Source organism: Planococcus sp. RAB007_Raresut (assembly GCF_057369535.1).
The window spans coordinates 1-22473 of record NZ_JBXYIF010000007.1 but is presented as its reverse complement, the minus strand read 5'-3'; the positions used below and the strand labels follow the sequence as shown (position 1 = coordinate 22473).

Below are 22473 nucleotides of genomic sequence, written 5' to 3'. Positions count from 1 at the left end.
ATCATCTACTCCTTAAATACCGCTTCAATATAAAGCGTAGGATTCAGCAGCACTTCAGCCGCGCCAGAAACGAATGGCATGAAGAGTTCCGCACCGACTCCGAAGAATACTGTAATGGCAACCAGTAAGATCGAAGGAATCAACATAGCGTTGTATGCTGATTTTTTTAAAGGTTTTGTTTCAACCGGTTCACCCCAGAATGCGTAGATGAATATGCGAACCGCGCTTAACAATACAATCAGGCTTGTTGCGAGAATAACAATGCTTCCCCAGAATTGAGGACCTTCAAAGCCGCCTTGCACAATTAATAATTTCCCCGGGAACCCGCTAAGTGGCGGTATACCCGCAAGTCCGAATGCAGCAACCAGATAAGTCCAGCCGAGCACAGGATAGGTTTTCATCAATCCGCCCATCTTACGCAGATTGGAAGTCCCGAATATGACGGCTACAATTCCGACAAGGAAAAATAACGCGGCTTTAATCATCATGTCATGAATCAGATATAGAATCGAACCTTGGATGCCAGCTTCATTCAGCTGAGAGACTCCGAACAGGATGACTCCGACTGCAATGATGATATTGTAGATGATAATTTTCTTTACATCGAAATAGGCGAGAGCGCCGACACATCCGGCCAATATGGTCAGGATGGCGATGATGGCAAGTAATTCATGGGTAAATCCGACATTCATTGTAAAGAACAGCGTATATGTACGCATGATCGCATAGACGCCGACTTTCGTCAGCAGCGCTCCGAATAATGCCAGTATAGGCATTGGAGGCGCGTGATAGGAAGCCGGGAGCCAGAAATACAACGGGAAGATCGCGGCCTTGAAGCCGAAAACTACAAGGAACAAGACTGCAATGACAGTCAGGATGCCGGTATTTTCAATCTGCGGTATTTTGACAGCCAGGTCCGCCATATTCAATGTGCCTGTCACGGAGTAGAGAAACGCGACAGCGGCAACAAACAATGCCGATGAAATGATATTGACCAGCAGATACTTGATCGATTCACGAAGCTGCTGGCGTTCACCGCCATGGACGATCAATGTATAGGATGCCATCAGCAGCACTTCGACAAAAACGAATAAGTTGAAAATGTCTCCTGTAGTAAATGCGCCGTTTACACCCGTCATCAGGAACAGCACAGCGGGATAGTAGAACGACTGCTCACGTTTTATCCCGATTGTCGGGAAGCTGTAGAGTACCACGAACAGTACGATCAGCGATGTCGTAACGACAAGCAGAGAAGAGAACAGGTCGGACACCATCGAGATGCCGAATGGTGCCGGCCAGCTGCCGAGTGTCACGACTTGTATCCCGTCATTGTACACCTTGAACAACAGGAATACAGATGAGATAAGAGTGAGCAAAGCGCCAAGCAGTGCAATCAGCCGCTGCATTTTGATTTTATTCGGAAACAGCATCAGGGCTGCAGCGATTATCAATGGAATGATGATCGGGAACAATAATAAATTACTCATGGTCTTCAGTTCCTTTCAGCAATTCCATATTGTCTGTACCGAGCTCCTGATAAGCGCGGTATGCAACAACCAGAAAGAAAGATGTAACAGCAAACGAAATAACGATCGCTGTCAATATTAGAGCCTGTGGGAGTGGGTCTGCATAATCAGAAACAGACACACCGTCCGCGACAACCGGCGGAGATTCCCCGCCAAGGCCGCCCATCGTCAACAGGAGCAGATGGGCACCATGGCTGAGGAGTCCGGTGCCGATAATGATGCGGATCAGACTTTTCGAAAGCATTAGGTAAACAGCTGCCATGAACAGAAAGCCGATGACAACCGACATGATAATTTCCATTATTCATCCTCTCCAATCGTTTGAATAATGGTCATCGTAACGCCAACAACAACCAAATAGACTCCTGCATCAAAAAGCATTGCTGAATGCAGGGAAGTTTCGCCGAACAGCGGCAAATCGAAATAATCATATGCGTGTGTAAAGAATGGCACATCGAACAGTATAGAGGCAGCCGCTGTAGCAATTGCCAGCAGTAGGCCGACCGAAGTCATGACGACGTAATTGACCGGTACAATCTTTTTCACCGTCTGGATCCCGAATGCAAGCATCAGCAATACGATGGCACTCGCTGTCAGCAAGCCGCCGACAAATCCGCCGCCCGGTGTATAATGACCGGCGAAAAAGATGTGGACAGCAAACATCAGAATGATGAAGGTTACAACTTTCGTAACCGTCTGGAGCATAACATCATTTGTTTTCATGCTGGCCCTCCTTTTTCGTAAGCCGCAGCTTAATCAAAGTAATGATGCCGATGCCGGCGATGCCGAGAACACCGATTTCAAATAAAGTATCAAATCCGCGGTAATCGACAAGAATTACGTTGACGATATTTCCGCCGCCCGCTTCCGAATAAACAGTTTCTTTGTAGAACTCCGAAATGGAAGGGAGGGCTTTGCCGGAATGTGCCGCCAAAGCGACGAATGTCATTGTAACGCCTACGCCGACAGCAATCACAGCGTTACCGAAACGGAAGCGCATCCGTTCCTCTTTTCTGCTGATCTGCGGCAAGTGGTAGAAAGCGAGCAGGAACAATGCAACAGAAATCGTTTCAATGACCAGCTGGGTCAGCGCAAGATCCGGCGCACGGAAAATGACAAAGAACAAAGCAACAGAATAACCAACAGCCCCGAGTGCGATGATCGCAGTCAAACGGGATTTGGAAAACAGGATTGTCACTGTCGATCCGACCAAAGCCAGCATGATGATGATCTCATACAATCCGACCGGTGCCAGGTTATTCATGTCAATTGCGAAAGCGTCATTTAAGACAAATGTGCCGAGTACGATAATGACAAGGAAGCTGAACATATAAACCAGATACGAACGGATGAAACCGGTCATATAAAGTCTTGAGAAACGGTTGGCTCCTGTATCGCTCAGGAACATTAAATTATCGTAAAGGCTGTTCAAAGTATTCGGGAAGCGTTCATACAGGTGCTGCCATTTGCGCAGCGACCAGAACATCAGGCCTCCCACTGCAAAAATACCGATGGTCATCCAAAGTTCAGGTGTAATGTAACCATGCCAGGCTGCGACATGAACGTCCACTGCCTGCGGAGAATCATACATGAACGGCTGAATAGCGGCGACGGCTGGTTTAACGAGCCATTCGCCGACAATATTCGGGATAAAGAAGATGACGACCGCCAATATAGCCAGGAAGACAGGCGAGATCAGCATGCCTTTAGGCGCTTCATGTGCCGGTTTCGGCAATTCTTCCGGTTTATGTTTTCCGGCAAATGTATGGAATACAAAATAGAAACTGTAGATGAATGTGAAAACAGAGCCGATCCAAGCAATAACTGGGAACATGATTCCCCAAACATCCATTGACAATAAATCGAATTCAGTTAGAGCGACCATGCCGGTCAGGAACATTTCCTTACTCAGGAAACCTCCGAACGGCGGCAAACCGGCCATCGAAAATGCACCGATCATAGCTACCGTGAAACTGATCGGCATCAAACTCATCAAACCGCCAAGTTTCCGGATATCGCGTGTTCCGGTTTCATGGTCCACAATTCCGGCGATCATGAACAGGCTGCCTTTAAATACAGCATGGTTGATTAGGTGGAAAATCGCCGCAAAGCCTGCGTAATTCAAAGCGATTTCTGTGGCGTTTTCAACATGGAATCCAGCAGCAGATACGCCGAGCAGCGACATGATCAAACCAAGCTGGGAAACAGTGGAGAAAGCCAGAATGCCTTTTAGATCTTTTTGCTTCAAAGCGAAGAATGAGCCCCAAAGCATGGTGAACAACCCGATTCCTGTCACCAGCCAAACCCACGTGCCGGATGCGGCAAATATAGGCGTGAAGCGGGCAACCAGGTATAGGCCTGCTTTTACCATTGTTGCGGAGTGCAGATAAGCACTGACCGGAGTCGGCGCTTCCATGGCATCCGGCAACCAGATGTAGAACGGGAACTGTGCGGATTTCGTAAACGCTCCGAGAAGAATCAGCACGAGTGCCCAGACGAAAAAGTCATGGCCAACCAATTCCGGTGCCTGTGAAATAAGCTCTCGGATTGAATAAGTGTTGCCCATGATTCCGAGCAGCACAAAGCCCCCTAGCATCATCAATCCGCCGAATACGGTGATCATCATTGACTTCAGCGCTCCGAATCGTGAACGGTCGCGCGTATACCAATAACCGATGAGCAGGAAAGATGAAATGGAGGTCAACTCCCAGAACAAGTACAGCGAAATCAGGTGGTCAGATTGAACAACCCCGAGCATCGCTGTCATGAACATCAGGAGATAAACGTAGAAATTATGTAGTTGTTCGCGGTACTTATCCAAGTAAAATATGGAATAAAGTACAACAAGTGCTCCAATGCCCGTGATAAGCAATGAAAACAATAAACTCAATCCGTCGATATAGGCGATGAATGCAATATCAAGCGAAGGAATCCATTGCAGTTCGGACACACGATTGCCGCCTTCTGCAATTGAGGGTAGCAAAGTGGAGTAATAGATGAATAAAGCTGCCGGGACCAGCAAAACAAACCAGCCCGTGTGGATCTGTCCGATTTTTTTAAATAGCAGTGGAATAAATAACGCTGCAATTATGGGCAGAAAAATTAATAAGACGAGTGACAATTGAATCCTCCTTCCGAGCATAAACATGATGAGTTGCTAAAAAAATTATAACGTAAATTCAGCCGCTTTGCATTGTTGGGCGTTTAGTTGAAAGGAAACAGACGCATTTCCAATGATTTATAAAGATAGGAAGAAACTCGATCGAAATAACGAAAATTTTTTATGGGAAAATCATTTTTTCGCATAAAAAAAGGCGGATTCCATATGGAAATCCGTCTTTCGAAAAGAGAATGTGACAAAATTTTAAAAAGTAAAAGTTACATCGACTTCATTTCCTGCTCAAGCAGTACGTCTTCGAAATCCTGGTCGGGTTTTGCCAGAGTGAAGCGCAGGAAGACAAATGCCAAAACGAACAATACGCCGGTAACAATAAACACAGATGAGATTCCGATAAAACCACTGACGATACCGCCAAAAACCGGGCCGATTATATTCCCGAGAAAACGGAAACTGGTGTTATAGCCCATAATCTCACCTTGGATTTCAATAGGAGCTTCCCGGCGCATCAGTGCGGTGGTGGTCGGGATCATGCCCCCGACTGCTACACCAAACAACAGGCGCAGCACCATCAATTGCCAAAGTTCTGTAACGAAAGCCTGTGGGACGATGAAAACAAATGAAAGAAGCAATAAAAAGCCGAGCACTTTTTCGTAACCGATCGAATCGCCAAGGCGTCCCCAGCGACGTGCGAAAAGCAGATTGCCGACACCGGCGGCACTGAATGTTACGCCCGCCAGGAAAGCTACCTGTGAACTGTCGACTGTCAGCTCTGCCACATATAATGATAACAACGGCTGGATACTGAAATTCCCGATTTGAATTAATGAGGTGATTATCATGACGTTTATCAGCAGCCGGTGATGGAGAATCCCTTGGATAATCGTTTTGCGTGCATAGACATGTGCGTCTTTATTTGGAGTCTTTTTAATTTCCTTGATTCCGAGGGCTACAAGCAATGCCGCAATACCGATAACAACCGCTGTAATTATGAAAGTATAGTCAAAACCGAACGAATCGGCCATGAGACCTCCGATTACTGGGCCGAATAAAGTGCCTGAAACACTGCCCATCTGCAGAGTGCCAAGCGTTTTACCGGCAATTTCCTTCGGTGTCTGTGTACTGACAAATGCTAGTGAAGTGGGGATGAATCCCGTCACAACCCCCATGAACAGGCGGATCATGAATAGTTCGTGGACAGAATCTGCCGCTCCCATGAGATAAATGCTGATGGCAATACCGAAACCGTTGATGATGAGTATCGGCTTATAGCCGTAACGGTCAGCTATGCGTCCCCAAATAGGCGACATGAAAAGAGCGGCGACAAATGTGACGCCGAATACAAGCCCCGCCCAACGCTGGACATATTCATCCGAAAAGTCGCCAAGTGATTCTATATAAAGAGATAAGAAAGGCATAATCATCGTCGTGCTTCCCGCTACCAGGAAGTTTGTGAACATGATTATTATGAAATTTCTTTTTTGCACATCCATAGCGGATACCTTCTTTCTGAAACGTGCATCTGCTTCTATTATATATTATTTCGTCACTCGAAAAAAGAAAGATAAATTACCAGTGAATTCCGAAATCTATTGTGCTAGAATAAAGCGGGGTGAATGCAAAATGAAAAAATTATTGATGCCTATATTTATGGCAACAGCCCTGCTGGCCGCATGCGGAACGCAGGAAGCAGATAAAGAAACGAAAGAAACAGACCAAGAACCGGCAGAACAGCAAACAGCCGCTACTGCAGAAACCAGTGGGGATTATCCGCAATTGACGGATGAAGTAGCTGAAGATGAAGCGTTAGTGGATATGAATACATCCATGGGCACGATCAAGATTAAATTATTTCCCGAACTTGCTCCAAAAACAGTCGAGAATTTCCTGACTCATGCAAAAGACGGCTATTATGATGGTGTAATCTTTCATCGGGTCATCAAAGATTTCATGATTCAAGGAGGAGATCCTGAAGGCACGGGCAGAGGCGGAGAAAGCATTTACGGCGAAGGCTTTGAAGATGAAATTTCTGATCGCCTCTTTAATTTCCGTGGTGCCTTGTCTATGGCAAACGCCGGCCCTGGGACGAACGGCAGCCAATTTTTCATCGTCCAGCTTCCGGAACTGCCTGAAGAAGGATTGCCTTCTGCTGATCTTCCTGAAGAAGTCAGGGAAGAATATGCTGCAAACGGCGGAACGCCATGGCTTGACGGCAAACACACCGTATTCGGCCATGTAGTCGAAGGGATGGATATCATTGATGCCATCGCTGAAGTCGAAACGATTCACGGAGATCGTCCTGCAGAAGATATAATCATTGAATCCATCGACATCATTCAGGAATAAAAAAAGGAAGATCCATGGCGGATCTTCCTTTTTTATATTTTATAGGAGAACTTTTATCCAAGCGCTTTAATGATGCGGTTGACGCCATCTTCAAGAACAGAAGGAGGGCAGGCTACATTTAAACGCAGGAATCCAGTGCCGGCTTCGCCGTACTTGGATCCTGGCTCCAGCGCGACTTTGCCGACGTTCAGAAGTTTATCCATGATTTCGGATTCTTCCATTTCTAGCTCACGGCAGTCAAGCCACATCAGATAGGTGGATTCCGGTTTCGCAATTCTTATCGCAGGGATGGCGTCATTCAGTTTTTCGATCACCCTATCCATATTGGAAGAAAGAACCTCCAATAATTCATCGAGCCAGACATCTCCTTCTTCATAAGCCGCTTTTAAAGCGACAGGGGCGAACGCGTTCATCATGCCTGTGCCATTGGCAGCGGCATGGTTTTCAAGCCGCATCCGTTTTTTAGGATCAGTAACGATCAGCATCGATGCCTGTATGCCCGCAAGATTGAATGTTTTAGTCGGAGCGGTGCACGTGAAGATACGGTGGGCCTGGTCACCCGCAAGTTTAGCGAGCGGAATATGCTGATGAGCTTTCAACACCAGATCTGAATGGATTTCGTCCGAAATGATCAACACGTCATGCTTCTCAGCCAAACGAAGAATTTCTTTCATCTCATCTTCTTTCCAAACTTTGCCGCCCGGATTATGCGGATGGCAGAAGATGAAGAAGGAAGCTTTTGAAAATTTTTCTTCTAAATCTTCAAAATCGAAACTGAACTCACCATCTTGCTGATTTAATTCGCTGTATAATACTTTTCTTCCCTGGTTTTGCGGAATCGAAAAGAAAGGGGGATAGACAGGCGGTGTTACAACCACTGCATCGCCTGGGTTGGTAAACACTTGTAAAATTGCGGCGATGGCGGGAATCACTCCGGATTGGAACATGATTTCCTCTTCTTTAATTTTCCAGTCATTGCGCTTCAATTGCCATGCTGCGACCGCGCTTTTAATTTCCTCATCCATGTACGTGTAGCCCAGGATCGGATGCTCAAGTCTTTTTTTAAGCGCTTCGGTAACAGGGGGAGGAGCTGGGAAATCCATGTCTGCGACCCAGAGAGGCAATATTTCTGAAGCATCTTCCACCTCATAGATCATTTCCATCAGATCCCATTTGACTGAGCGCGTTTTTCTTCGTTCATGTACTTCTTCGAATAAACTCAACACAATCTCCTCTTTTCTATTAGGGTTTCTATGATATTATAGCTGTTAGCACAACAGAATGTTAGGTGAAAAACTTATGGGTACTGAAGAAATGAATAAGCTGGCTGGAATTATAATGGAAGAATGGGATCCTTTCACCATAGGTGGAGGTAAGTATATCAATGAAATCATGGATGTTCTCGAACAGTTGCAGTTGCTTGACGATCCCAGCAGCCTCGCAAAACAAATCCAGAGTATATATCAGATTTCATTTGGATTATGGATACCGCTCGAGAAATGTGTGGCTGTCTCCTATAAATTGCTGGCGCTGAAATTTGAAGCAAAAAGCATCATATAAAAAAAGAGTTTCCGGTCTGTCTCAACCGGAAACTCTTTTTTCTTTATTGTTCTACTGTTTCCATTCCGTCAAGCAGATTGGAAGCGGGGACTTCAAGCGCATTTGAAAGCTTCATGATAGTCTGCACAGAAGGGATTTCCTCTCCTGTTTCATATGAGTGAAGTCTTGCCACACCGACTCTTGTTTTTAAAGCAAGGTCGTCGAGGGACAAATTGCGCTCTTCCCGCAGGAACTTAAGCTGGGCGTGTAAATCTTTACGCATATTCATACACTCCTTTTTTAAATGGTACTTTCTTCTAAATAAAGCATAACATAAAGCAAGCGTTTCGTTTTACGAAAATATGTCATTTTCAGAACAGTTTTCAGAAGATACCGATGATTCCCTGCACAAAGACGAAAATGATCGCGACTGGCGCGACATAGCGCAACAGGACTCGCCAAACATCGACAAGCCGTTGCTGTTCATGCATTTCTGCATGTGCGTCTTTTTTGGTCAGCACATAGCCTGCAAATAATGAGATGAATAAAGCTCCCATCGGCAAACCGATTCGGCTCGTCAAAATATCGACGAAATCGAAGAAGGTGTATCCGAAGAAAATCGGATCTGAAAAAACGCCATATGATAATGCGCTTGGAATTCCTACGATGAAAATCGCCAATCCAGCAAGCCATGAAATTTTGCCGCGTTTATCATATTTATCCTTAACTGCAATTGAGACAGTGATTTCAAGCATTGAAATGGATGAAGTCAATGTAGCGAAAAGAAGCAGGATGAAGAATAAGATGATCAAGAATTGCCCCATGAATAACTCATTGAAAATCGCAGGCAAAATGATGAACACAAGTCCGGGTCCTTGGTCCGGCAGATAATCCAAAGCGAAGACGGCTGGGAAAATAATGAGTCCCGCCATAATTGAAATGACTATATTCAATGTTACGACACTGACTGCAGAACGGCCCAGATTTTCTGTCTTAGGCAAGTAAGATGCATAAGTGATCATCCCGGCCACGCCGACACTCAGTGAAAAGAATGCTTGGCCTAGCGCGGTCAATGCCGTTTCGAAGTTAAAGAAAGACCAGTCCGGTACGAACATGAAACGGACACCTTCCATCGCGCCGTCAAGAGTCAGTGAGCGGACCATCAGGATAACGAAGAAAATCAGCAATGCCGGCATCATGATCTTGCTGGCACGTTCAATTCCTGATTTAATGCCTCCCTGTACGATGAAAATCGTTAAGAACATGAATGCTGCCTGTGCAATCAGGACTTCCAGAGGATTCGCGATGATATTCGTGAACAGCTCGCCAAATCCGCTGTCACTATAATCGGAAAGCTGGAATAGAATAGCTCTTACTAGATATGATAAGATCCATCCACCTACGACACTATAGAAGGACAGAATCAGGAATGCGAAGATGAAACCTGACCAACCAATTAAAAACCACGGTTTACCTGGTGCTTGTTTTTTTAGACCGGTGACGGCATCTGCCTGTCCGCGGCGTCCGATAACGAATTCGGCGAGCAAGATCGGCAGTCCGATGAAGATGGTGCTGATGATGAATAATAATATAAAAACACTGCCTCCGTTAGCACCTGTTTCATAAGGAAATTTCCAGATTGCACCCAGTCCGATGGCACTTCCGGCAGCTGCCAGGATGAATCCGAGTTTTGATGCCCATTGCTCACGTTTCTCCATTGTCTTCACTCCTATTTCAAGTAGATTTTTTCATTCTACACGAGCAACCTGCAAAAAAATAGATAAATTTGAAACTTCACTGATTTCGTAGCGTATAATAAACATATAAAGGAAGAGATTGAATATTTCAATTTTAAAAGGGGTTCTTTGAATGCAAACTGATGATTTATTGAATAGAGCAAAGGCGGGGGACAAAGAGGCGTTGATTGCCTGGAGCAGGAACTTCGCTCCAGCTATTGCACAATTTGCATACCAGGCTGGCATTGCAAAAGAAAATATACGTCGTTTTCAACTGGAAGTAATCAAGGATATCGGCAACAGCATTGATACGATTGATAGTCGTAATGCTGACAATAAAATTTACGAAGCCGCAGTTCGGTTGCTGAATAAAGAACAATTGAACGATGAAGAAAATAGCAATGCCGTTTCTTTGAAGTTCGATGAAGATCAAGAGACACATAAAGCGATTCAAGAAATATCATCATTAGAAAAAGTTTCACTGATCCTGTTTCAGTTCCACAGAAAGGATGCGCATGATATCGCAGCAATCCTCGGCCTATCCGACACTTCCGCCCAATCAGCTATAGAGACGGCGCAATCCCAATTAAAAAAGTCTCTGTTAATTGAAGGAGAAGAAGGCGTTCAGAAACGGCTGGATTTATTGGCGAAGTCCTACAGCAGGGTTGAATTTCCGGAAGAACACGAAATTGTGCCAGAAGAAGTTGCGGCGGAAGAAGAAGCAGCTGTTGAAGTGAGAAAAGAAGAAAAAGCACCGGTCAATAAGAAAACCTTAGCCACGTTGGCAGGCGCAAGTCTGTTCTTGTCAGCAGTAATCGGTGCATCCTTCCTGTTCAACGAGCAGCCTGCCGAAACGCAGCAGTCAGCAGCAGAAGAAGAGAATCCGACGACCGTCACTAAAGCGATGGTCCAAAAATGGGAAGCTGAGTACGAAGAGATCCGTACAGCAGCACCTGAAAATCTTGGTTTATCTATGGAGACTTTTGAACAGCTGGAATATGTTAAAAAAGCGGATGCTTTAAAAGAGCGCACATTAAGCCGTCAAAACGTAAAACAGCTCCAGGACGATCCGGAGCGGATGCAGGAACAGGTAGATGTTCTGATGTGGAATATCCATACGCCGAAAGGGATGCTTGATTCTGTTGAAAATTATCGGATATTAACTTCAGAAACCAGCAAGTTTCTGTTGATTTACACGGATAAAACAGAACAATTGATGACTATAACTGATGGTTTGCTTGAAAAGTATAAAGACGATTTAGCGAAAGCGGAAGTCAATGGCCAGCTTTCACCTGAAAAACTCCTCCACAGCCGTGGAGATTATCCGGAAGAAATCGAGAATCTGACATCATCCTTGAGGGAATACACTTTTCAGTATTCAGTCCATCCCAATGAAGAACGGTTCCGTACTATGAGGGATATCACTAAATTCTATGAAGTTCATCCATTTGGCTCCGATATGGTGAGCATGCAATACTTGGATATTCTTTGGAGCACGCCTGTTTTCGACGAAACGGGTATGCTATGGCCCGTAGAACTTTTGCCTCAAACGATTCTAACTATGTCAACGTTCATGAGTGATCCGCTTGCGGATCCGACGCTGAAAGGTGAAGTTGAACCTCAATTACTGACTGCTTTCTATACTTTATTGAAAGGGGACGAGCATATCGAAGTTTTTGATCAACAAGGTGTGGTTAAAGAAGAATTTCAGATTGCCTGGGAAAGTTTACTCCAGTTCAACAGCAATCCAGTCACTTTCTTGATGCTGCCGATTCTGGAGGAATTTGAAGAAAGCGGCTGGAAGAAATCTGCGCATTATGACCAGCTCGCATATTCGGATATTCTTTATGCGATTGATCTCGAAAACAACGGGGAGCTGGCTGCCAAACTGCCGAATGCCGACTTGCAGGTAGAAACATTGAGATTAGATATGGAAGATTACGATTACAGTGATATTCAATCTTTATATGAAGAATTTTCATCAACGTATGATCTTCAGCACCTTTCTGGGGTCGAGCCAATGGATATCATCAAACTGTATCATTACGCCAATAAAGTCGAGGATATCGAAACGATGTGGCATCTGACAGCGGATGACGAGCTCAAGCCATCCTTAGAGGACTACACCAAAAAGTGGAGAAAGCAACCGGAGATTACAGAGACCGTTCGAAATATAGAGATTTACAGTGATAATTTGCACCGTCAAGGAAGAAAAATATACATCGAAGCGTTCATCCAAAATATTGAAGCCGGCATAGATTATCAGATGGGAACCAATTACATTAGACTTGTCACTGAAAGGGACAAAATTTGGCTGATGCAGCATCAAATAAATGAGCATTACACCAAGGAAGAAGATTTCGAGGGCTATGACGCCAATGTACAGAACTATTATAAGAACATTGGAGAGAGTGGAAATATGGATGCTGTTCAGCTGGCTACTCCAGCAGAAATTGCTGGCATTTTCCTCATGGCTCTTGAAAACGAAGATGTGAAAACGATGAGGCTGTTGGTTAACGAGACGGATGAATCCATGAGTGATGAAGAGTTTAAGGAAAGGTGGTTGAACGGCCATTTTGTTGGCTATTCAAAAGTCACTGGAATTTCGTTTACTGCAGATGCTATTAGTGTTGGCTCTAACGGAATACATGGTGGGGTCTATATCCGTATGAAATCAAAATCAATGGATGACAGTCGCTTTATGCAAATGGAAAAAGTGGAGGATTCTTGGATGATTCTAGACATGTTCGGCTATTAATTTTACGAAGCTCATCTATCTGTGCTATAATATACAGATGCCAATAGGTGTATAGGATAATATAGATAAGACTAGGAGCGGGTAGAACATGACAAAAACATATCAAACAGGTGACACAGTATCAGGTAAAGTAACAGGAATCCAGCCATACGGAGCTTTCGTAGCACTTGACGAACAGACTCAAGGTTTGGTCCACATCTCAGAAATCACTCACGGTTACGTGAAAGAAGTAAGTGAGTATTTGTCAGTTGGACAGGAAGTTGATGTTAAAGTTTTGGAAGTTGATGAAAAATCGAAAAAAATCAGCCTTTCAATCCGTGCATTGCAGGAGCAGCCACCAGCAGCTCAGCGCACAGAAAAACCAAAACAATCACTTCAGTCACATGTAAACGAAAATGATTCTGAAGGATTCAACTCGTTGAAAGACAAAATGCAAGAGTGGATCAAGCGTTCTGGTCAGTAAGAAAAGCGAAAGCGCCCGTTAAGCTCTGAAAGGCATAAGCTAGAACAGCGCGCGGTCCTGACCGCAAAGCTGGGCTGGCTTATGACCCGAAGAGTTGGGTGCTGGAGTCTGGACAGTAAGTAAAACAAAAAATGAAGCGCAGACATCATGTCTGCGCTTCATTTTTTTTTATTTTCCGTAAACGGTATTGCAGATTCTGACGGCTCATGCCAAGTGCAGCCGCCGCTTTCGTAACATTGCCGTTATGCAGATCCATCGCTTTTTGGAGGTAGTAGATTTCAGCTTCGAACAAATACTCCTCTAAGGGAAGCAATTCTTTATTGGATTGGACAATGAAATCCTCAGGCTGAAGAGTTCCTGTCTTTTCGGTTTTCAACTTAAAGTGATAGGGGAGCAACTCTACGCCAACCGTTTCTTCAGTCGTCAGCATGGACGTGATTTCATCCAGCAGCAATTCAAGCTCTTTCAAATTCCCCGGCCAATCGTAAGACAGCAGCAATTTTTCAACCTGTCCATCGACCTTTCGCACCATAGAACCAAATTTCATCCGGTGCCGTGAGAAATAATCGGAGACAAACGGCAAAATATCTTCTTTTCTTCTCCGGAGCGGCTGAATTGGAATCGCAATCGCTGAAAAGAAATAATAGAGTTCCTTCAATAGTTTTTGCCCCGATATCAATTCGACGGGATCTTCGCCGACACTGGCAATAAAATAAACGTCGCTGCCGGAATGTTCCTTGACCATTTCAAGGAGCTTTAATTGCAAAGGAATAGACAGCATATCAATTCGCTCGCAATATACTGTGCCGCCTGACCGTTTCTTCATTTCCTCAGATAATTGTTCGATCGATTCTACAGTGGTGCCGTGGGAAAAGAGAATCGACATCTCTTCAGCCCCCTCATAATATGCACGGTGAATCGCTTCGGCAATCAATTCTTTGCCTGTGCCTGATTCTCCAACCAATAGTACGGGCAGTTTTGCCAACGCTGCTTTTTCTGCTGTCGCAATCACTTTTTTCATACTGGCCGAGACCGCCGTAATACTGTTGAAGGTTATAGGTTCTTCATATTTCTTCAACGGCTGATAGACAACCTTCTCTAAAGTCGTAACATCCCGCGCCAATTCGATGGCACCTATCATTTGGCCGTTGTCAAAAACAGGATACGTGTCATTGATCGTTGTGATTTCCTGGCCTTTGCGGTTCCAATACGTCTGTTTGGAATTCAGAACCGGCGATCCGCTCTGCAGGACTTTCAGTAAAGTGCTTTCTGCCTGATCAAAACGAAACATTTCAAGCAGAGACCGGTCCGCCAATTCCTCAAAATCGAATCCTTCGATATCTTTCATCTTTTTATTGTACAAGATTGTTTTCCCTTTCGGATCAACAGCATGTACACCTACTCCCACATGCTCTGAAGCGAATTTATAAAATGGGTTCAGATCCACTTTCACTTGCTTCATGTTAGCCACCCCAAAATTTTTTTAATATTTCAAATGAAAATGCTTGAATTATGCAGAGATCTTTTGCATTATTATAAGTGGAAACGCTTTATAAGTGCAAATTTTTTTTGCGCTTAAACCATATTCAAGGAGGATTTATAATGATTCCCTACAAACACGAACCATTCACAGATTTCTCGATCGACAAGAACCGCAACGATTATTTGGAAGGCTTGAAAACTGTCGAGGCATACCTTGGCCAGGACTATCCATTGATCATCGGTGGAGAGCGAGTTAGAACTGATGATAAAATTGTTTCATTCAACCCGGCAAATAAAGAAGAGATTATTGGCCGCGTTTCAAAATCAAACAAAGAATTGGCTGAAAAAGCGATGCAAAGTGCTGACGAAGCCTTTAAAACATGGAAAAAAGTTAAACCTGAAGTACGCGCAGATGTATTGTTCAGAGCAGCGGCAATCATCCGCCGCCGCAAGCATGAATTCTCGGCACTTCTGACAAAAGAAGCAGGCAAGCCATGGAATGAAGCGGATGCGGATACTGCAGAAGCGATTGATTTCCTTGAATATTACGGCCGTCAAATGCTTAAGATGAAAGACGGTATGCCAATGGAAAGCCGTCCGGGCGAATACAACCGCTATGATTATATTCCTCTTGGAGTAGGCGTTGTCATTTCTCCTTGGAACTTCGCATTTGCCATTATGGCGGGCACGACTGTTGCAGCGATGGTTGCAGGAAACACGGTACTATTGAAACCAGCGTCCACAACTCCGGTGGTAGCCTATAAATTTATCGAAGTGCTTGAAGAAGCGGGAATGCCAAAAGGCGTTGTCAACTATATTCCGGGACCAGGTTCTGAAGTAGGCGACTACCTTGTAGACCACCCGAACACTCGCTTCATCTCATTTACTGGTTCTAAAGAAGTCGGACTTCGCATTGCGGAACGCTCATCTAAAGTGAACGAAGGCCAAATCTGGATGAAACGCCTGATTGCTGAAATGGGCGGCAAAAACACGATGGTCATTGATTCTGACGGAGACCTTGAACTTGCAGCTCAATCGATTGTAAAATCTGCATTCGGTTTCAGCGGACAGAAATGTTCTGCGGGATCTCGTGCTGTAATCGTAGAAGACGCGTACGATCAAGTTCTTGAACGTGTTATCGAACTGACAAAAGAATTGACGATCGGTAACCCGGTTGATCAAAACAATTATATGGGGCCGGTTATTGACGGCAACTCTTATAAGAAAATCATGGATTATATCGAAATCGGTAAAGGTGAAGGCCGCTTGGTTGCAGGCGGAGACGGAGACGATTCGAAAGGTTTCTTCGTGAACCCTACAGTTTTCGCTGACCTTGACCCGAAAGCGCGCATCATGCAGGAAGAAATCTTCGGGCCGGTTGTCGGCTTGATGAAAGCTAAAGATTTCAAAGAAGCGATTGATATCGCCAACAACACAGAATATGGTTTGACTGGCGGCGTAATCACTAACAACCGTGAACATCTTGAATACGCGCGTGAAGAATTCCACGTCGGCAACCTATATTTCAACCGTGGATGCACAGGCGCAATCGTCGGCTATCAATCTTTCGGCGGATTCAATATGTCCGGTACAGATTCAAAAGCGGGCGGTCCTGACTACATCGCTCTTCATATGCAAGCAAAAACAACTTCTGAAATGTTCTAATCAGCATTTTAAAGGGTAAGTGAATATTGATGAAAAGGCAGACTGATGGTCTGCCTTTTTCAAAAGGAGGAATTATTAATGACTAAAACACAGGATATTATCAAACAAACTGAAAAGTACGGCGCACCGAACTACCATCCGCTGCCGATCGTTATTGCAGAAGCTGAGGGCGTATGGGTAAAAGATCCTGAAGGCAATAAATTCATGGATATGCTTTCTGCATACTCCGCTGTCAACCAGGGCCACCGCCATCCGAAAATCATACAGGCGCTGAAAGACCAGGCTGACCGTGTAACACTTACTTCGCGTGCGTTCCATAATGATATGCTGGCACCTTGGTATGAAATGATCTGTAAAGTTTCCGGCAAAGAAATGGCTCTCCCTATGAACACTGGGGCAGAAGCAGTGGAAACGGCAGTAAAAGCCGCACGCCGCTGGGCATATAACGTAAAAGGCGTTGAAGAAAACAAAGCGGAAATCATCGCTTGCGAAGGCAACTTCCACGGCCGTACAATGACAGCTGTTTCATTGTCATCGGACCCTGAATACCGCAAAGGCTTCGGCCCGATGCTTCCTGGCATCAACATTGTTCCTTTCGGCGATTTGGACGCTCTTAAAAATGCGATTACTCCAAACACAGCTGCATTTCTGATTGAACCAATCCAGGGTGAAGCGGGCATCATCATTCCGCCGCCAGGATTCCTGAAAGCTGCAAGAGAACTTTGCCGCGAAAATAATGTTCTTTTCATTGCCGATGAAATTCAGGCAGGTCTTGGCCGTACAGGTAAAATGTTCGCTTGTGAATGGGAAGATGTTAATCCGGATATGTATATACTGGGTAAAGCGCTTGGAGGCGGCGTATTCCCGATTTCCTGTGTTGTTGCTGATGACGAAATCCTTGGAGTTTTCAACCCGGGATCTCACGGTTCAACATTCGGCGGGAACCCTTTGGCATGCGCAGTATCCATCGCGTCAATCGAAGTTCTGCAGGACGAAAAGCTGGCTGACCGTTCACAGGAGCTGGGTGAGTACTTCATGAACCAGTTAAAAGAAATATCACATCCTTCTATTAAAGAAGTGCGTGGACGCGGTTTATTCATCGGAATGGAATTGAATGAAGCTGCGCGCCCTTATTGTGAAGAATTGAAGGAACTTGGTTTATTGTGCAAAGAAACCCACGATACAGTAATCCGTTTCGCTCCTCCGTTGATTATCAGTAAGGAAGATCTTGACTGGGCTTTGGAGCGGATCCGGAAAGTATTCACTAAATAATATCTGTATGGCAAAGGCTTAATGAACTGTGTTACACTGTATGCGGAGTAATTACTAAAATACAAAGAGGCGAACTAATAAAATGGCTGAAAACTTGAACTTGTTGACGTCAACGCAGAACGTTATCAGAACTGCATTGGAAAAGCTCGGATACGAAGAATCGATGTACGAACTACTGAAAGAACCTATGCGAATTTTGGAAGTACGTATTCCAGTTCGTATGGATGATGGGAAAACGAAGGTGTTTACCGGATTTCGTGCACAGCATAACGACGCGGTAGGACCAACTAAGGGAGGCGTCCGTTTCCACCCTGATGTAAACCGTGAAGAAGTTATGGCTCTTTCCATGTGGATGACTTTGAAATGTGGCATTGTCGACCTTCCTTACGGCGGAGGTAAAGGCGGAATCATTTGCGATCCACGTGAAATGTCCATGCACGAAATTGAAAAGTTGAGCCGCGGCTATGTCCGTGCCATCAGTCAGATAGTTGGACCGAACAAAGATATTCCTGCACCGGACGTCTTTACGAATTCACAAATTATGGCCTGGATGTTCGATGAGTACAGCAAAATTGATGAATTTAATTCTCCTGGTTTCATTACAGGTAAACCGATTGTGCTTGGCGGTTCGCAGGGGCGTGACAAAGCGACTGCGCAGGGCGTTACAATTGTCATCAATGAAGCAGCTAAAAAACGCGGCCTTGAGATGAAGGGAGCGCGTGTAGTAATCCAGGGATTCGGCAACGCTGGAAGTTTCCTCGCGAAATTCCTTCACGATGCCGGAGCTAAAGTAGTCGGTATCTCTGACGCATATGGTGCGCTGCACGATCCGAACGGTTTGGATATTGATTATCTGCTTGACCGCCGTGATAGTTTCGGTACGGTGACAAACCTGTTCGACAATACAATCACGAACAAAGAGTTGTTTGAACTTGATTGTGATATCCTTGTTCCTGCTGCAATCTCTAACCAGATTACAGAAGAAAACGCCAATGATATCAAGGCTTCAATTGTAGTTGAAGCAGCCAACGGCCCTACGACATCAGAAGCGACGAAAATGCTTACTGACCGGGGAATCTTGTTGGTGCCTGATGTTTTGGCAAGTGCCGGCGGCGTTACTGTATCTTACTTTGAATGGGTACAGAACAACCAAGGTTATTATTGGACACAGGAAGAAGTGGACGAAAGGCTCAACAAGAAACTGGTTGACGCTTTCGAAAATATTTATAATGTTGCTACTACCCGTAACATCGACATGCGCCTCGCTGCCTATATGGTAGGAGCCCGCAGAACAGCAGAAGCTGCGCGCTTCCGTGGTTGGGTGTAAAATTTACGCCGAAAACCGCCTGGATATAATATCCAGGCGGTTTTTCTAATTCAATCTTTTGCAATTGAAAAAAAGAAGCTACATAATAAATGAGGAAAAGGAGGCTGAATTATATTGAATAAATTCACATTTTATAACCCGGTAAAACTTATTTTCGGTAAGGGCCAATTAGAAACTATCAAAACTGAATTGCCTAAATATGGAAATAAAGTGCTCGTTGTTTATGGCGGGGGCAGCATTAAGAAAAACGGTCTGTATGATGAAGTTATGGAAACTTTAGCTTCTGCAAATATGGAAGTATTTGAACTAGCGGGTGTAGAGCCGAATCCTCGCTTATCCACAGCGAAAAAAGGCATCGAAATCTGTAAAAAAGAAAATATCGACGTACTATTGGCTGTTGGTGGCGGCTCAGTTATCGACTGTACAAAACTTATTGCCTCAGGCGCTAAATATGACGGCGATGCCTGGGACTTTGTTTCCCGCAAAGCACAGCCGAAAGAAGCCTTGCCATTCGGTACGGTACTAACGCTCGCTGCGACAGGTTCGGAAATGAATGCCGGATCAGTAATTACTAATGAAGAAACACAAGAAAAATATGGGTGGGGAAGTCCGCTTTCATTCCCGAAATTCTCGGTACTGGATCCTACATATACAATGACTGTTCCTGAAGATCAAACGGTCTATGGAGTCGTTGATATGATGTCCCATATGTTCGAGCAGTATTTCCACAATGCGTCTAATACCCCTGTGCAGGATCAAATGATCGAAGGTGTATTACGCGCAGTGATCGAAACAGCTCCGAAGCTGATGGAAGATCTGCAAAGTTATGAGCACAGAGAAACGATTTTATTTGCTGGGACTATGGGTTTGAATAATTTCTTGCAAATGGGTTATAACGGAGACTGGGCGACGCACAATATTGAACACGCTGTATCCGCTGTTTACGATATCCCACATGCCGGTGGATTGGCAATTCTGTTCCCGCATTGGATGCGCCATAATGTTAAGGTAAATCCAGAGAGATTCGCTCAATTGGCTGTCCGTGTATTCGGAGTTAATAGCGAAGGGAAGTCAGATGAAGAAACGGCTCTGGAAGGCATCGATCGCTTATCCGCTTTCTGGACATCGCTCGGTGCTCCATCGAAACTCGAAGATTACAAGATTGATGACTCGAATTTCGAATCCATCATTGAAAAAACTTTGGTTTACGGTGAATTCGGCAACTTCAATAAACTTAATGACAAAGATGTGCGCGAAATTCTTCAAGCTTCTGTATAAAAATAAAACTGCTTGAGCTAACCAGCTCAAGCAGTTTTTAATTTGTAATTTCAATATCCACTTGTTCGACATTCTTAATGGAGTATAAATCCTGATATAAATCCAAAGTATCTATATCTTGAAGGTATGAAACCCGTATAAAAAGTTCATGATATCCTGAACCTGTGCTTTTTTCATTGTTAGGGTGGGTGATGGATATGCCTTCGATGGCGAGCCCAGATTTTCTCAACTCATCAATAACAGGTTTAATGTACTCTCTATCGAGTATGAAAATTCTAACTGTGGCCTCTGTCATTCGAAGACGGGATGGTCCAAGCTTAATCATCAAAGGCGGCAGTAATTCTATGGATAACAATACTATCAAAACTGCTAGAGCAGCTTCTAAGTAAAATCCGGCAGCTACAGATATGCCGATTCCACCAGCTCCCCAAATCATAGCCGCAGTAGTCAAACCTGAAATTGAATCGTTTCCTCTCTTAAGAATCACTCCGGCCCCGAGGAACCCGATGCCTGAAACAATTTGTGCCGCCAAACGTAAAGGATCCATTGTAATATTTACATTCTCATATTCACTGCCTTGAGCAATATACGCAGATTCAATTGAGATGATAGTCAATAGACAGCTGAAGGTGGAAATTACCACACTAGTTTTTAATCCCACAGGCTTCCGCTTCAATTCTCTTTCTAAGCCGATAACTAAACTCAGTGCGGCTGCAATAAGGAGTTTAAGAAATGTTTCTAATGAAGAAATCTGTAAAGCACTAAAAAATTCCATGAGGAAACCCCCGCTCTATATTTCTGGTTGCTTCTATTAATAGTAAATGGCAAACTAAACTTTAATGATTTAATTACATTATAGAATGAAATTTGAGGTGCAAGCATGGAGAAACCAGCAATTCATCCTTATATTCCAATTATTGTTGGGGTCATATCAGTTGCGATGTCGGCAATTTTTGTGAAAATGACATCGGCTGATGCAGGTGTAACAGCTTTTTATAGAATGTTATTTTCGATTCTGATCATGAGTCCTTTATTCTTTTTTAAATATACCCATGAAGTGAAAAAACTAAGCAAAAGAGATTGGCTCTTTACATCAATAGCCGGTGTCTTTTTAGCATTTCACTTTATTTTATGGTTTGAATCATTAAATTACACCAGCGTTGCAAGTTCCACGGTTCTGGTAACGTTGCAGCCTCTATTCGCTTTTGCTGGTACATACTTTTTCTTTAAAGAAAAATTGTCTGTTAAAACTATAGTTTCAGCGCTTATTGCAATTGGCGGCAGCGTTTTGATTGCTTATGGCGATTTTAAGATAAGTGGACAAGCTTTATTTGGTGATATTCTAGCATTGATTGCATGTGCATTAATAACAGCTTATTTGTTATTCGGACAGGATATTCGTAAACGTCTATCATTAGTGACGTATACGTTCGTCGTCTATGGTGTGAGTACAATAACATTATTCTTCTATATAATTATTAAAGGAGAATCTTTCGGTCCTTATCCAGCACAAGAATGGATGTGGTTTGTACTTTTAGCTTTGATTCCGAATTTACTTGGACATACACTATTTAATTGGGCATTAAAGTGGGTGAGTACGAATGTCATTTCCATAGCGATACTTTTTGAACCGGTTGGAGCAGCTATATTAGCTTACTTCATACTTGGAGAGTACTTAAGCGCCAGTCAAATTATAGGAGGAACAGTAGTGATCATGGGGATACTATTCTTCATCATTGACTACGAAAAAATTAAAAAAATCTTTTTTAAAGTTTTCCCTTGATTTTTTTCGGTCAGGGGTTTATATTTATACATGTCCTTAAAACAGCTCGAAAAAATATTTTAAAATAGTATTGACTTCGCTGCTTAAATGGGATATATTAATAAAGTCGCCAATGAGCGCGACGTTAACATTTGAACCTTGAAAACTGAACAGCAAAACGTCAACAAACAATCTACTGAT

The 22473-nt window shown here is 44.0% G+C and carries 19 protein-coding genes; 9 read left to right on the top strand and 10 right to left on the bottom strand.

Features of this window, described 5'->3' with window-relative positions:
• Positions 1–5: 5 nt before the first annotated feature.
• The 5 genes from AC2Q9J_RS14815 to AC2Q9J_RS14795 form a co-directional block, all read right to left on the bottom strand.
• The gene (locus tag AC2Q9J_RS14815; RefSeq protein ID WP_499041116.1) at positions 6–1487 is read right to left on the bottom strand and encodes a Na+/H+ antiporter subunit D; all 1482 of its coding nucleotides are present in this window, start codon (positions 1485–1487) and stop codon (positions 6–8) included.
• Positions 1480–1827 carry a Na(+)/H(+) antiporter subunit C gene (locus AC2Q9J_RS14810; RefSeq protein ID WP_084242477.1) on the bottom strand — a complete coding sequence of 116 codons (348 nt, stop codon included), beginning with the start codon at positions 1825–1827 and terminating at the stop codon, positions 1480–1482. The genes AC2Q9J_RS14815 and AC2Q9J_RS14810 overlap by 8 nt, the downstream gene beginning before the upstream one ends.
• A complete protein-coding gene (locus tag AC2Q9J_RS14805) occupies positions 1827–2249 on the bottom strand; it encodes a Na(+)/H(+) antiporter subunit B (RefSeq protein WP_499041113.1) in 423 nt (140 codons plus the stop codon). The genes AC2Q9J_RS14810 and AC2Q9J_RS14805 overlap by 1 nt, the downstream gene beginning before the upstream one ends.
• Positions 2236–4647: a Na+/H+ antiporter subunit A gene (locus AC2Q9J_RS14800; protein WP_499041111.1), complete on the bottom strand. Its 2412-nt coding sequence runs from the start codon at positions 4645–4647 to the stop codon at positions 2236–2238. The genes AC2Q9J_RS14805 and AC2Q9J_RS14800 overlap by 14 nt, the downstream gene beginning before the upstream one ends.
• A gap of 257 nt (positions 4648–4904) precedes the next feature.
• Positions 4905–6137, bottom strand: a complete 1233-nt coding sequence (locus AC2Q9J_RS14795; protein WP_499041109.1) for an MFS transporter — start codon at positions 6135–6137, stop codon at positions 4905–4907.
• Between the two features lie 130 nt (positions 6138–6267).
• Between AC2Q9J_RS14795 and AC2Q9J_RS14790 the strand changes: the two genes are divergently transcribed.
• Positions 6268–6990 (top strand): peptidylprolyl isomerase, encoded by a 723-nt coding sequence (locus AC2Q9J_RS14790; protein ID WP_499041108.1) that lies wholly within the window; start codon positions 6268–6270, stop codon positions 6988–6990.
• A 53-nt stretch (positions 6991–7043) separates the two neighbouring features.
• Here the strand turns inward: AC2Q9J_RS14790 and AC2Q9J_RS14785 are convergent, their stop codons facing one another.
• Entirely contained in the window at positions 7044–8213 is a 1170-nt protein-coding gene (locus tag AC2Q9J_RS14785; RefSeq protein WP_499041107.1) for a MalY/PatB family protein, read from the bottom strand.
• 76 nt (positions 8214–8289) lie between these two features.
• Here AC2Q9J_RS14785 and AC2Q9J_RS14780 point away from each other — a divergent pair, with 76 nt between their 5' ends.
• On the top strand, positions 8290–8550 hold the full coding sequence (locus AC2Q9J_RS14780; RefSeq protein ID WP_499041105.1) for a DUF1871 family protein: 261 nt from the start codon (positions 8290–8292) through the stop codon (positions 8548–8550).
• Positions 8551–8593: 43 nt separating this feature from the next.
• Here AC2Q9J_RS14780 and AC2Q9J_RS14775 read toward each other — a convergent pair whose 3' ends face one another.
• Both AC2Q9J_RS14775 and AC2Q9J_RS14770 read right to left on the bottom strand, forming a co-directional pair.
• Positions 8594–8812 (bottom strand): helix-turn-helix domain-containing protein, encoded by a 219-nt coding sequence (locus AC2Q9J_RS14775; protein ID WP_499041103.1) that lies wholly within the window; start codon positions 8810–8812, stop codon positions 8594–8596.
• Positions 8813–8912: 100 nt separating this feature from the next.
• Entirely contained in the window at positions 8913–10247 is a 1335-nt protein-coding gene (locus tag AC2Q9J_RS14770; RefSeq protein ID WP_499041102.1) for a sodium-dependent transporter, read from the bottom strand.
• A 151-nt stretch (positions 10248–10398) separates the two neighbouring features.
• On the opposite strand from AC2Q9J_RS14770, the gene AC2Q9J_RS14765 reads away from it, so the two are divergent.
• Positions 10399–13023, top strand: a complete 2625-nt coding sequence (locus AC2Q9J_RS14765; protein WP_499041100.1) for an RNA polymerase sigma factor — start codon at positions 10399–10401, stop codon at positions 13021–13023.
• An 88-nt stretch (positions 13024–13111) separates the two neighbouring features.
• Positions 13112–13486, top strand: coding sequence for a S1 domain-containing post-transcriptional regulator GSP13 (gene yugI, locus AC2Q9J_RS14760; RefSeq protein WP_112224402.1), 375 nt, complete (start codon positions 13112–13114; stop codon positions 13484–13486).
• 145 nt (positions 13487–13631) lie between these two features.
• Here the strand turns inward: yugI and AC2Q9J_RS14755 are convergent, their stop codons facing one another.
• Positions 13632–14948 (bottom strand): sigma 54-interacting transcriptional regulator, encoded by a 1317-nt coding sequence (locus tag AC2Q9J_RS14755; RefSeq protein WP_499041097.1) that lies wholly within the window; start codon positions 14946–14948, stop codon positions 13632–13634.
• A gap of 140 nt (positions 14949–15088) precedes the next feature.
• Here AC2Q9J_RS14755 and pruA point away from each other — a divergent pair, with 140 nt between their 5' ends.
• The 4 genes from pruA (at position 15089) to AC2Q9J_RS14735 (ending at position 20510) form a co-directional block, all read left to right on the top strand.
• Positions 15089–16633: an L-glutamate gamma-semialdehyde dehydrogenase gene (gene pruA, locus AC2Q9J_RS14750; RefSeq protein ID WP_499041095.1), complete on the top strand. Its 1545-nt coding sequence runs from the start codon at positions 15089–15091 to the stop codon at positions 16631–16633.
• 78 nt (positions 16634–16711) lie between these two features.
• A complete protein-coding gene (locus AC2Q9J_RS14745) occupies positions 16712–17905 on the top strand; it encodes an ornithine--oxo-acid transaminase (protein WP_499041093.1) in 1194 nt (397 codons plus the stop codon).
• Positions 17906–17987: 82 nt separating this feature from the next.
• Positions 17988–19232, top strand: a complete 1245-nt coding sequence (locus tag AC2Q9J_RS14740; protein ID WP_499041092.1) for a Glu/Leu/Phe/Val family dehydrogenase — start codon at positions 17988–17990, stop codon at positions 19230–19232.
• Positions 19233–19346: 114 nt separating this feature from the next.
• A complete protein-coding gene (locus AC2Q9J_RS14735) occupies positions 19347–20510 on the top strand; it encodes an iron-containing alcohol dehydrogenase (RefSeq protein WP_499041090.1) in 1164 nt (387 codons plus the stop codon).
• Positions 20511–20547: 37 nt separating this feature from the next.
• Here AC2Q9J_RS14735 and AC2Q9J_RS14730 read toward each other — a convergent pair whose 3' ends face one another.
• Positions 20548–21285 carry an MgtC/SapB family protein gene (locus AC2Q9J_RS14730; RefSeq protein ID WP_499041088.1) on the bottom strand — a complete coding sequence of 246 codons (738 nt, stop codon included), beginning with the start codon at positions 21283–21285 and terminating at the stop codon, positions 20548–20550.
• 105 nt (positions 21286–21390) lie between these two features.
• On the opposite strand from AC2Q9J_RS14730, the gene AC2Q9J_RS14725 reads away from it, so the two are divergent.
• Positions 21391–22293, top strand: coding sequence for a DMT family transporter (locus tag AC2Q9J_RS14725; RefSeq protein WP_499041086.1), 903 nt, complete (start codon positions 21391–21393; stop codon positions 22291–22293).
• Positions 22294–22473: the final 180 nt, after the last annotated feature.